Source organism: Aeromonas sp. ASNIH1 (genome assembly GCF_002934285.1).
Lineage (GTDB): Bacteria > Pseudomonadota > Gammaproteobacteria > Enterobacterales > Aeromonadaceae > Aeromonas > Aeromonas caviae.
Genome location: NZ_CP026228.1, coordinates 993271 through 1004479, shown reverse-complemented (window position 1 = coordinate 1004479; position 11209 = coordinate 993271). Strand labels below are relative to the sequence as shown.

The window sequence follows — 11209 nt, the reverse complement described above, 5'->3', positions numbered from 1 at the left end:
GTGGATCTAAAGGAATGGCGGGAGTTACATGCTGATTACAGTGACACGCTGATCGTTGGGAATGGTGGCAGTATCGCTGTAGAGCCCCATTTTCGTTATAACAGCTTGTATGAGTATGGTTGTGCTCACGGGCTTATCAGCGTTGCCGCACAGCAGGTATTTGAGCAATTCACCAAAGATAGCCGTGATTTTGAAGGGGTGTTATATCGCTTGTGGCAGGCTGACTTTATTAATCAAAAATTTGAGCTTGCCAAAATCGAGAGTCAGAAAGTTCGCAAGGCATATACAGACGTGCGACGCGCACTTATCAATACAGTAAAAGGAATTCATCCAGACAAGGTCATATGTGATAAACAAGGGCTCGTGCAAATTGGCAGGTTTATGGCGGGTTTTTCGACAGTATTCAGCCTCAACTACGACTTGATCATCTACTGGGCGTTACTCGGCAATAATCAAGTAAATAACAGGCGTTTTAACGATGGGTTTGTGTCTAAGAATCTGCACTTGTCATCCAAGAAACTTCAAAAACTATTTTTCAATACTCAGCTTTCTGTTGAGCCTGAACAGGGGATGACTAAGGTGTTTTATCCCCATGGTAATCTAGCCCTGTACCAAACCAAGGGCAGCGAAGAAAGTAAGCTGGTTGCCGACAGCGATGGTCTGTTGAACAGCATAACCAAACGCTGGCGTAAAAATGATGGTCAACCTCTGTTTGTGTGTGAGGGCTCGGCGACAGAAAAGGTAGCCGCTATCAGCAAATCTCAATATCTGTCACACGTGTTTCAGCAGGCATTACCTAGCCCCAAAGATAGCATCACTATTTATGGCTGGAGCATAGGCAAACAGGATACTCATATCCTTCATCAACTGGCGTTATCAAAATGCCCCCGTGCCGCAGTGTCTGTGTTTGTTGGTAACAAGACTGAAGACGAGATTAAGTCTGAAATATCACAGATGAGAAAAATGCTTAAAGAGTACGCAGGTATCGAGAGTGTAGAGTTTTTTGATGCAGCAAGCGCAGGGTGTTGGAATCATGCTGGCTAAAAGAAACACAACCTTGCTACCCCGTCTGATTTCGGGTCAACTGAGGCTCTCTAACGCACAAAAGGAGCTGAGCGATGCAATCCAATAACCTGAAGATTGAGCTTGTACGGCAAGCAGAAGAAGCACTAACGGCATATACGTTGGTGCAATCTCAACAATCGGTGGATCTGATGCGACACGTAGTTGGTCAGTGGCTTGATACCATCACCCCAGCGGGCGATCCTGCCGTGCGAGAATTCTTCAACAAGCTCAGAGAGCAGTCTCTAGATAAGCAGATGGCGCCTGAAGAGATGAGGCTGTTTCTAGTTGGAGTGCTCGTTGCTAGCTAAATATCAAACACTCTTGAGCCTGGCCACAGTCATTCCTTGTGGCCGAGGTGACCACCAAAGCAAATTTGGTCTGGCACTACCCGGTTATTTTCGATTTATTGGTTCGGTGATGCCGGGCCACTGTTCTGATAGAGGCCAAATATGCTGAAAAGCCTATCACTCACCGGGGTCGGCCCCGCCGATACCTTCGGACCGGTCGACTTTGCCCCAAGGCTCAACTTTATCACCGGCGATAATGGCCTGGGCAAGAGCTTCCTGCTCGATATCGCCTGGTGGACGCTGACCCGCACTTGGGCACGGGGTATCGCGGTAATCCCCCCCAAGGGCAAGGCGAAGAGCACCATTAGCTACGCCTACAGCAAGTCCACACCGGGCGATTTTGCCGAAACCAGCAGTTTCAAGCGCAGTGAGCAGCTGTGGCCCACCAAGCAGGGGCGTCCCGCTATTCCGGGGGTGGTGATCTATGCCGGGGTTGATGGCAGCTTTTCGGCCTGGGATCCGGCACGCAACTACTGGCAGGGCGATGGAAAAGAGGAGAGCGCCGAGCGGGCACGAGCTTTCAACTTTACGCCGGAACAGGTGTGGAACGGACTGGAAGGGCCAGGTGGCATTCGTTATTGCAATGGTCTCATCCACGATTGGGTGCTGTGGCAGAAGGGGCAGGATCCAGCCTTTGCCGACCTCTGCAAGGTGCTGGAGGCGCTGTCTGCCTCGGACGACGAGCAACTTGTGCCGGGGCAGCCGGTTCGCCTCGGTCTGGACGTCAAGGACTACCCCTCCCTGCGCATGCCCTATGGCCAAGACGTGGCCTTGGTGCACGCCTCGGCTGGCATGCGGCGCATCGCGGCACTGGCCTATCTGTTGGTCTGGACCTGGCGCGAGCATCAGTTGGCTTGTGAGCAGACTGGTCGCAAGCAGGCCAAGGAGATCATCTTTCTGGTCGATGAAATAGAGTGTCACCTGCATCCGCAATGGCAGCGGCGGGTCGTGCCTGCACTGCTGAGGGTGATGCAGGCTCTGACCGGTAAGAAGGTGCCGGTGCAGTTGATCGTGGCGACCCATTCCCCCTTGGTGCTGGCGTCGGTAGAGCCGGAGTTTGATGTAGACAAGGATGCCGTGTTCAACATCCAGTTGGACGGTGGACAGGCCAAAGTGACGAAGGAGCTCTGGGCCAAGCAGGGTGATGTGGTGAACTGGCTGGTATCCGATGCCTTCGGTCTGCGCCAGGCACGATCTATCGATGCCGAGCGAGCCATTGAGGCGGCGGAAGCCTGGATGCGAGGCGACAAGTCGCCCCTGCCCAGCAATCTCAAGACCCAGGCGGCCATCCATAAGGAGCTGCTGCGGGTACTGGCCGGGCACGATGATTTCTGGCCGCGCTGGCTGGTTGAGACACAGCAGATCCCCGGTAGCAAACCGAAGGGCGGCGCATGATCGAGATCGACAAGACGAGGCTGACCGAGCCCGCCGAGTTTGACGCGAGGTGCCGCCAGACAGGGCAGCAATGGTTACAGGCTAATCCCAAGGCGGATCGCAAGCCCGGTCAGCGTCCCCGAGATTACTGGAGTCCGTTCAAACCGCAGCTGGCCGATGGATTTCGTCAACTGTGTGCCTATGGTGCCATGTATGAGCCGGTGGGTACGGTGGATCACTTCCTACCTATCGATGCCGACGAATCCCTGGCCTATGAATGGGCCAATTACCGGTTTGCGGCTGGTTGGATCAATAGCAGCAAAAACAAAGCGGTAGGAATTCTTGACCCGCTGGATGTGCGTTCAGGGTGGTTTGAGGTGCTGTTGCCCTCACTGCAACTGGTACTGGTGCCGGAGCGGGTGCCCGAGCCATTGCACGGGTTAGCAGAGCAGACCCTGATCCGCTTGCATCTGCGCGATGATGAACGGGTACTGCAGCAACGCCGAGCTTGGTATCAGATGTATCAGGCAGGCAAACTGACGCTGGAGGGCCTGCATGAGGTAGCCCCTCTGATCGCGATGGCGGTGGAAAAGCAGATCGCGGTGTAAGTGGCCGCCATGGAGCCCGATCTCAGACTCCCCATTACAAGACAGAGCCAACGAACGATGACCGAAGACCAACTAGAACAAGAGGTGATGGGGTGGCTGGCCGAGGTGGGTTATCGCACCGTCTGCGGCTACGACGTAGCCCCGGATTCGGATAACCCCTGGCGCAGCGATTTTCGTCAGGTGGTGCTGGAAGACGCGCTGCGCGAGGCGATACAACGGCTCAACCCCAAGGTGCCAGCCGGGGCGCGCGAGGATGCCGTGCGCCAGGTGCTCAACCTTGACACCCCGGCCCAGCTGATGGCTAACCGCGCCTTCCATCGTCTGCTGGTGGGTGGGGTCAGGGTCGAGTATCAGCGCGGCGGGGAGACAGTGGGCGACTTTGTGCGCCTCGCCGACTTTGCCGATCCGGCCGCCAACGACTGGCTCGCCCTCAACCAGTTCTCCATCAAGGGCCCCCACCACACCCGCCGCCCCGACATCATCCTGTTCCTCAACGGCCTGCCGCTGGTGGTGCTGGAGCTCAAGAACCCCGCCGACGAGCAGGCCGACATCTGGAAGGCGTTCGAGCAGTTGCAGACCTACAAGGCGCAGATCCCGGACCTGTTCCAGTACAACGAGATCCTGGTCATCTCCGATGGCAGCGAGGCGCGCATGGGGTCGCTGTCGGCCAATGCAGAGCGCTTCATGCAGTGGCGCACGGTGGACGGGGTTACCCTCGATCCATTCGGTCCCTTCGGCGAGCTGGAGACCCTGGTGCGCGGCATACTCACGCCCGCCCTGCTGCTCGACTACGTGCGCTTCTTCGTGCTGTTCGAGGAGGACGGCGTCCTGGTCAAGAAGATCGCCGGTTACCACCAGTACCACGCGGTGCGCTCGGCCATCGCTCAGGTGGTGCAGGCGTCGCGGCCAGAGGGCACCCGCAAGGGGGGCGTGGTGTGGCACACCCAGGGCAGCGGCAAGAGCATCACCATGACCTGCTTCGCGGCGCGGGTGATGCAAGAGACGGCGATGGATAACCCGACCATCGTGGTCATCACCGATCGCAACGACCTCGATGGCCAGCTGTTTGGTGTCTTCTCGCTGTCGCAGGATCTGCTGCGTGAGCAGCCGGTGCAGGTCGGCACGCGCGGGGATCTGCGCGCCAAGCTCGGCAACCGCCCCTCCGGTGGCATCGTCTTCACCACCATCCAGAAGTTCATGCCGGGGGAGGACGAGGATCTGTTCCCGGTATTGTCAGAGCGTCACAACATCGTGGTGATCGCCGACGAGGCGCACCGCACCCAGTACGGCTTCGGTGCCACCCTCAAGGTCGCTCAGGCGGGCGTGGCAGAAGGCGCGTCGCGCTATCAGGTGGGCTATGCCCAGCACCTGCGCGATGCGTTGCCCAATGCCACCTTCGTGGCCTTCACCGGCACCCCGGTCTCTGGTGAGGATCGGGACACCCGCGCGGTGTTTGGCGACTACATCCACGTCTACGACATGCAGCAGGCCAAGGAGGACGGGGCGACGGTCGCTATCTACTACGAGTCGCGGCTGGTCAAGCTCTCCCTCAAGCAGGAGGAGCTGCCCCACATCGACGACGAGGTGGAGGAGCTGGCCGAAGACGAGGAGGAGGGCGAGCAGGCCAAGCTCAAATCGCGCTGGGCGGCGCTGGAGAAGGTGGTGGGCAGCACGCCACGCATCAGGCAGGTGGCCGCCGATCTGGTCGCCCACTTCGAGGAGCGCGGCCAGGCGCAGGATGGCAAGGCGATGGTGGTGGCCATGAGCCGCGAGATCTGCGTCCACCTCTACGATGCCATCGTGGCGCTGCGCCCCAACTGGCACGATCCCGACCCCGAGCAGGGCGCCATCAAGATCGTGATGACCGGCAGTGCCTCGGACAAGCAGCTGCTGCGTCCTCACATCCATCCGGGCAAGGTCAAGAAGCGGCTCGAGGCGCGCTTCAAGGACCCTGCCGACCCGCTCAAGCTGGTGATCGTGCGCGACATGTGGCTGACCGGCTTCGATGCCCCATGTATGCACACCCTCTACGTCGACAAGCCGATGAAGGGGCACAACCTGATGCAGGCGATAGCGCGGGTCAACCGGGTGTTTCGTGACAAGCAGGGTGGGCTGGTGGTCGATTACATCGGCATCGCCAACGAGCTCAAGGCGGCCATCAAGGAGTACACCAGCAGTAAGGGGCGCGGGCAGCCAACGGTGGATGCCCACGAGGCCTATGCGGTGCTGGAGGAGAAGCTCGACGTGCTGCGGGCCCTGCTGCATGGCTTTGACTACGGCGACTACCTGACCGGTGGCCACAAGCTGCTGGCCGGTGCCGCCAACCATGTGCTGGGGCAGGAGGACGGCAAGAAGCGCTTCGCCGACCATGCCTTGGCCATGAGCAAGGCGTTCAGCCTCTGTTGCACGCTGGACGAGGCTAGGGCGGTACGCGACGAGGTGGCCTTCCTACAGGCCGTCAAGGTGATCCTCACCAAGAAGGAGCTCACGGCGAAGAAGAAGACCGACGAGGAGCGGGAGCTGGCCATCCGCCAGATCATCGGCAACGCCGTAGTGTCTGGCGAGGTGGTGGATGTGTTCGAGGCGGTGGGGCTCGACAAGCCCAACATCGGCCTGCTCGATGAGGACTTCCTCGCCGAGGTGCGCAACCTGCCCGAACGCAACCTGGCGGTGGAGCTGCTCGAGCGCCTGCTGGAGGGGGAGATCAAGAGCCGCCTCTCGACCAACCTGGCCCAGGAGAAGAAGTTCTCCGAGCTGCTCGGCAAGGTGATCCAGCGTTACCAGAACCGCTCCATCGAGACCGCCCAGGTCATCGAGGAGCTGATCGAGATGGCCAAGAAGTTTGCCAGCGCCTGTGGCCGTGGCCAGCAGCTCGGGCTCAACGACGACGAGCTGGCCTTCTACGATGCGCTGGCCAACAACGAGGCCTCGGTCAGGGCGCTTGGGGACGAGATCCTGGCCAAGATCGCCCATGAACTGACGGCGAGCCTACGTAGCAGCGTGACGGTGGACTGGAGCAGCAGGGAGAGCGTGCGTGCCAAGCTGCGGCTGCTGGTCAAGCGAATCCTGCGCAAGTACAAGTACCCGCCCGACAGCCAGGAGGAGGCCACCCAGCTGGTGCTGGCCCAGGCCGAGGCGCTGTGCGAGGCATGGGCGTGAGATCTGTCGGGAAGATTAGGGAGGCTTGATGCCTCCCCTTTAGGGATCAAATATCACCCAAGGATGGTGTACTTACATGAAGACCTTGCACGCAGAGTCTGGCCAGATATCTGGTAATGCAACGTTCCATGCCGAATCACCTTCGTTGCTACAACGATGTGATAACCGTTTGATGAGCTTGTGCCAGCGGTTGTGTTATTGGCTCGGGCGGTTTCTGCTGCTGGGCCTTGGGGGAGGCTACGTTGTGACGTTCTTTTCGGCCATCTTCGAATATGGCGAGGGGATAGCTGATATGGACATTGTTGAGAAGGGAACGTTGCTGTTACTGATCTTTTTGCTGTGGCGTCATTGGCGGTACTGCCAGTATTGTTCAACGCCCTACAGGCAGAGATTGTTGCGACCATTGCAATATTGGGGGTGGGTATACGTGGTCGAGCTTGCAACAGTAGGCATCATATTTGTTGCTGATGCAACGTTGCTTGTAGGCGATGTTCATGTACAGGACCTTAAGCGTTGAGTCCCTTTAAAACTCCTTCCAAGGTCCTGTTCTGTATCGATTTTCTCTGCTTGGTTCGGCAAGCGTTATTGGCCAAATAATCAGCTGCCCATTCCAGTCTTTCCCTTATTTCTGTCAGCGCTCTATGGGCCACTGCTTCCAATAGCGGCAACCACCATGTCGTACTGTTCTTTGACGCTTTCAACATCGATAGCTTCCCTGTCATCACACTCTGCGCGACCCGCCTTTTCATCACCAGCGACAGCAAACTCGTCCACACCAATCCCTCGGCGATGGCTTTCTCCCCCGTCACAAACCCCTTGAGCCGGTTGTGCGATTTCCACTCTTTAAATAACAACTCCACCTGCCAACGGCAGCGATACAGGCTCATCACCTGCTCTGCTGACCATGCCGCTCGCGGCAGGTTGGTCATCCACAAGCAGAACCGCTTTTCCTCGGCAAACCAGCGTCGGATCAAGCGGTACTCGACCTTGCCGGACTTCACCACCATATCCAGCACCTCGGCCCGACAGCGCCGCCGTCCTGCCTCTTTCAGTGACAGTCCCGCCAGTTTTGGCACTTCCCGTCCATCACCGCGCCAGGCCTGGATTATCTTGGGGTTCAGGCTTTGCGTTCCTCGCACCAGATAAAATCCGCCAGCGTCGTTCACCTGCTCAAACCAGGCCCTGTCAATGTAACCCGCGTCAGCCAGCAGCAGGCAGTTGGCCAGCTTGTGAGCCTCAGGGAGAAATTGCCGCTCCCCTGCGGTATCGGCAGACACACTCATGCACAGTGGGCTCTGCTCCGACAGAGACATGGTCATATGGCACTCGATAGCCGCCGGACTGATGGTCTTGAACCGGCCGGGAAAGTCAGCCGCCAGACGCCGGTGCACCGCGAAGGAGGTGCCATCGTGCAATAACACCTGCTTGAACGCGCCGAGGGAGGCCGCTTTGAGTTGATGGTCGATACGCAAGGCGATGGCCCGTTCGACCAGCGCTTTCATAAACAGGGCAAAGCTCTCTTTACGCAGCTGATTGTGAAACGGTTTGTAAGAAACCTGATGCTCTTTCGTCAGCTGCAAGGCATTGAAATGACGGTGTAAGCTGGCAATGTCATTGACCTGGTCGCCCCCCATGGCCCGCAACAGTGCAGGTACGAGCATGGCAGGGGTAATGGCGCGCTGACGCAGACAAAACTTGCAGAGCCGAGCAATGCGCTCGAGTGCGGCGGGAGCCAGGAGTTGCTCCAGATAGTGATTAGCATTAATAATGGTCATAGGCTTCGCGCGTGTTGATTTTGTTTGGCGATAAAATTAGATCACAAACGAAGCCTTTTTTATATCTATTTCAATTGGTTGGCGCTAAAGATCCTGTACATGAGGCGATGTTAGCGAGTATCACGGCGATGCAATCTATGAACGTTTAGATTGTTTGTTGTTACTGGTAGCGCTCTATCTGGCAGCTCCTCGTTTTCAATCCCTTCGTTCTACCCCAACCGTTGAGCAAGCGCGATGATGCTACGTTATGTCCCAATGTTACTCATCCTGATGTTGCCCAAGATGGTGATGGCTGAGACTAATCGGACAACTTTGATTGAAGGTTGCGTTGAAGCTATCCAGATCTATGAGAACAATCAGCAGTACACGTTCAAAGCTGCCTTGATAACGTCACTTTCTGAAGCATTACGTGCTGGTTATTGCAAGGGCGTGATCGATGAATATGACCGTGGTCATGATTGTAAGGGGGACTGGTTAAAGCGGGCACGGTACGTTGCAGGTTACAAAGATGAGAAGAGCTTGCCGCCATCAACCGAGTCGTTGTTACGGGGAGCTTGTCAATCATGAGTTCGCACACCTTGGCAGATGCAGTAAGGGACCTGTTTGGGATTAAGTTGACGAGCTACCCCAAGCTCAAAGATCAGTTGAACAGCTTGGTTCGCAATGAACTGATACATATGGATGTTCAACGTATCTCTCACCGAAATCACAGAAGCTTACCAACGTGCGAGCTAACAACATTGTTCAATGCAACGTTGTTGCTGGCGATCTTCCCTGATCCCGCCAAGGTTAAGCTGATCTTTGATGATGTAGAGGTGCGGCAGAGAGCAGCCAAGCTTGCTGGCCTGATTGTGATGAATCGGCAATCGTTGCTGGAGCTTGTCCATCTGAACGTGAATGCGGCAACATTCGTTCATAAACTTGCGACACCTGATCTAGATCTCCGAAAACACAGGTTGGATAACCCATTTGAGGTGTTACCTCAGATCTTATTGAAGGGGGATATGGGGCTTCTGGACTGCAATGTTGCTCGTAGTGCCAGCCTTGCCAAGGCTGATCCCATGCTACGTTGCTACTTGGATGGTGAACTGGATGTTGCAGCGCAACATGCGGTTCGTGTCACCTTGGCTGCTGAAAATGGGCCAATTGAACTGGTCAAACTCGCTCAACATATCGAGGCAGAATTTGGCGCTGCAAAAGAATTCTCTGCAACAGTAGACTTTTTGTTTGGAAGGGCTTTTTAGTGCATTGCACTGATTGATGATGAGTCTTGTCAGCGCAACGTTGCACTGACGACCATCAACGTTCAAGGAGTCTTCTATGTCAAAGCAATCCCCCATCAAACCAGCTGATAACAGTGCCAACATGCAGAATCCGAATCGTGGCACTCCTGGCACTAATCGTCAGTACGATCAAACTCAGGGCAACAATGGTAAAAACTTGAATCCAAATCGCAAGTAATAACCGTGACTAGCTTGGTTCACTGCGAAGCATAACAAGGGCTTTGCCGTGTGATGTTCTGGAGGCTGTGATGTCAAAAAAAGATGATGATGACAACCGTTCCCGTCAGTTAAACCCTGAGCATGATGCTTACTGGCAGAGCCGGGGGTATGACGAGCATCCAGAGGATGAGGACGAATGATGTGTACGCAGTGGGGGCCAAGGAGCCCCCATTTTCTTTGCTTTTTGCTAAGCGGTTCTGATTGAGGATGTTGGCTGTTGGTGACGTCCTAACCCTGAAACAATGCCATCTATAGAGTAGCTGCTACAAATATAGGTTAAAGTGTAGGTTGTTATTATTAACCTATAAATATCCTTGTAAATCAACAAGCAAACACCCATGCATCATGGGGGTGTGGGCGCTCAAGTTGGCGCCTGGCGCTTGGTATTGTGCTGTCATGTGCTATTCCAGAAGGTGCTCTTGCGGGCAAACGTCTGCCGTCATGGGTCTGAATCTGGGGGCCATTCTACATGCTCGAGGCAAGATGGTGAGGAGGAATCTCCGTCTTGGGGGCAAAGCCGGCGTCCCGTTGCGTATTCCGGCGAAGTTGAACAGCCATTCCGGCCAACGTGAACACCCTGATCCTTAACGCGCTCACGTCATCCCGTTTCTAACTCGACTGTTCAGATTGGGTCAACTCACTTCTCCTCTTTCTCATCGATTCTCCCTTCAGTGACAGCCGGTGAGCGTTGTGCATCAGCCGGTCCAGGATCGCATCTGCCAGGGTGTTGTCCCCCAAGCTCGCGTACCACTCTTCCGTTGGCAACTGACTGACCACGACCGTCGAGTATTTCCCATACCGATCATCCATGATCTCCAGCAGTGCGTTGCGTTGCTCGGCATTCACCGCTTCCAGTCCCCAGTCATCAAGGACCAGTAGCTCTATCCTTGCCAGTTGACCCAGCAGTCTGGCGTAACTGCCATCTACCTTGGCCTGGCTCAGTTCAAGCAGCAGACGTGGCAGCCGGTAGTAACGAGTGCTATGCCCTTGCTGACAGGCTTGGTAGCCCAGCGCACAAGCCAGGTAGGTTTTTCCACAGCCACAGGGGCCGGTAATGAGCAGGTTCTGGCCTCGGCGCAGCCACTCTCCTTGGGCCAGGTTTGCAACCTGTGACCGCTCCAGGTTGCGTGCAGACTGGTAGTCCACCTCTTGCACCGTGGCTTGGAGTTTGAGCCGCGCCTGCTTGACTAGCCGAGCTTGTTTACGTTGCTCCCGGCTCAGTTGTTCGTGTTCGACCAGCAGGCTTAGACGCTCGATGAAGGGCAGCCCTTCGTAGGTACTGGCCTGTTCCAGTTGTTGTTGCACTGCATCCGCCATGCCGGTCAGTTTCAGGTTTCTCAGGCGGGTCAGGGTTTGTTGGGTCATGGGGCGTATCCTCT

The 11209-nt window shown here is 56.2% G+C and carries 11 protein-coding genes; 9 read left to right on the top strand and 2 right to left on the bottom strand.

All coding sequences use genetic code 11. The features are described 5' to 3' along the window. The 6 genes from C2U37_RS04845 to C2U37_RS04820 all read left to right on the top strand — a co-directional run bounded on the left by C2U37_RS04845 (nt 1) and on the right by C2U37_RS04820 (nt 7070). A complete protein-coding gene (locus C2U37_RS04845) occupies nt 1-1044 on the top strand; it encodes a DUF4917 family protein (RefSeq protein ID WP_158656229.1) in 1044 nt (347 codons plus the stop codon). Nucleotides 1045-1118: 74 nt separating this feature from the next. Beyond that, a complete protein-coding gene (locus tag C2U37_RS04840; RefSeq protein WP_042048482.1) occupies nt 1119-1373 on the top strand; it encodes a hypothetical protein in 255 nt (84 codons plus the stop codon). A 141-nt stretch (nt 1374-1514) separates the two neighbouring features. Next, on the top strand, nt 1515-2807 hold the full coding sequence (locus tag C2U37_RS04835) for an AAA family ATPase (RefSeq protein ID WP_042048484.1): 1293 nt from the start codon (nt 1515-1517) through the stop codon (nt 2805-2807). Continuing rightward, nucleotides 2804-3394, top strand: coding sequence for a hypothetical protein (locus tag C2U37_RS04830; RefSeq protein ID WP_104451919.1), 591 nt, complete (start codon nt 2804-2806; stop codon nt 3392-3394). The genes C2U37_RS04835 and C2U37_RS04830 overlap by 4 nt, the downstream gene beginning before the upstream one ends. Before the next feature lie 57 nt (nt 3395-3451). Then, nucleotides 3452-6553, top strand: coding sequence for a type I restriction endonuclease subunit R (locus tag C2U37_RS04825; protein WP_104451918.1), 3102 nt, complete (start codon nt 3452-3454; stop codon nt 6551-6553). 76 nt (nt 6554-6629) lie between these two features. After that, nucleotides 6630-7070 (top strand): hypothetical protein, encoded by a 441-nt coding sequence (locus tag C2U37_RS04820; RefSeq protein WP_104451917.1) that lies wholly within the window; start codon nt 6630-6632, stop codon nt 7068-7070. On the opposite strand, the gene C2U37_RS04815 is transcribed toward C2U37_RS04820, so the two are convergent. Next, on the bottom strand, nt 7060-8328 hold the full coding sequence (locus C2U37_RS04815; protein ID WP_104451916.1) for an IS4-like element ISAeme3 family transposase: 1269 nt from the start codon (nt 8326-8328) through the stop codon (nt 7060-7062). The two genes, C2U37_RS04820 and C2U37_RS04815, sit on opposite strands and share 11 nt — an antisense overlap. A 234-nt stretch (nt 8329-8562) precedes the next feature. On the opposite strand from C2U37_RS04815, the gene C2U37_RS04810 reads away from it, so the two are divergent. The 3 genes from C2U37_RS04810 (at nt 8563) to C2U37_RS24835 (ending at nt 9789) form a co-directional block, all read left to right on the top strand. Further along, the gene (locus tag C2U37_RS04810) at nt 8563-8895 is read left to right on the top strand and encodes a hypothetical protein (RefSeq protein ID WP_104451915.1); all 333 of its coding nucleotides are present in this window, start codon (nt 8563-8565) and stop codon (nt 8893-8895) included. After that, nucleotides 8892-9572 carry a hypothetical protein gene (locus C2U37_RS04805; RefSeq protein ID WP_104451914.1) on the top strand — a complete coding sequence of 227 codons (681 nt, stop codon included), beginning with the start codon at nt 8892-8894 and terminating at the stop codon, nt 9570-9572. Before C2U37_RS04810 ends, C2U37_RS04805 begins: the two co-directional genes overlap by 4 nt. Before the next feature lie 76 nt (nt 9573-9648). Next, on the top strand, nt 9649-9789 hold the full coding sequence (locus C2U37_RS24835) for a hypothetical protein (RefSeq protein ID WP_199770507.1): 141 nt from the start codon (nt 9649-9651) through the stop codon (nt 9787-9789). 650 nt (nt 9790-10439) lie between these two features. On the opposite strand, the gene istB is transcribed toward C2U37_RS24835, so the two are convergent. Next, nucleotides 10440-11195: an IS21-like element ISAs29 family helper ATPase IstB gene (istB, locus tag C2U37_RS04800; protein ID WP_059296348.1), complete on the bottom strand. Its 756-nt coding sequence runs from the start codon at nt 11193-11195 to the stop codon at nt 10440-10442. Nucleotides 11196-11209 lie beyond the last annotated feature (14 nt).

Excerpts from the sequence above, each read along its gene's own strand:
- C2U37_RS04840 (WP_042048482.1), top strand. The coding sequence starts at position 1,119 with ATGCAATCCAATAACCTGAAGATTGAGCTTGTACGGCAAGCAGAAGAA.
- C2U37_RS04835 (WP_042048484.1), top strand. The coding sequence starts at position 1,515 with ATGCTGAAAAGCCTATCACTCACCGGGGTCGGCCCCGCCGATACCTTC.
- C2U37_RS04830 (WP_104451919.1), top strand. The coding sequence starts at position 2,804 with ATGATCGAGATCGACAAGACGAGGCTGACCGAGCCCGCCGAGTTTGAC.
- C2U37_RS04825 (WP_104451918.1), top strand. The coding sequence starts at position 3,452 with ATGACCGAAGACCAACTAGAACAAGAGGTGATGGGGTGGCTGGCCGAG.
- C2U37_RS04820 (WP_104451917.1), top strand. The coding sequence starts at position 6,630 with ATGAAGACCTTGCACGCAGAGTCTGGCCAGATATCTGGTAATGCAACG.
- C2U37_RS04815 (WP_104451916.1), bottom strand. The coding sequence starts at position 8,328 with ATGACCATTATTAATGCTAATCACTATCTGGAGCAACTCCTGGCTCCC.
- C2U37_RS04810 (WP_104451915.1), top strand. The coding sequence starts at position 8,563 with ATGATGCTACGTTATGTCCCAATGTTACTCATCCTGATGTTGCCCAAG.
- C2U37_RS04805 (WP_104451914.1), top strand. The coding sequence starts at position 8,892 with ATGAGTTCGCACACCTTGGCAGATGCAGTAAGGGACCTGTTTGGGATT.
- C2U37_RS24835 (WP_199770507.1), top strand. The coding sequence starts at position 9,649 with ATGTCAAAGCAATCCCCCATCAAACCAGCTGATAACAGTGCCAACATG.
- istB (WP_059296348.1), bottom strand. The coding sequence starts at position 11,195 with ATGACCCAACAAACCCTGACCCGCCTGAGAAACCTGAAACTGACCGGC.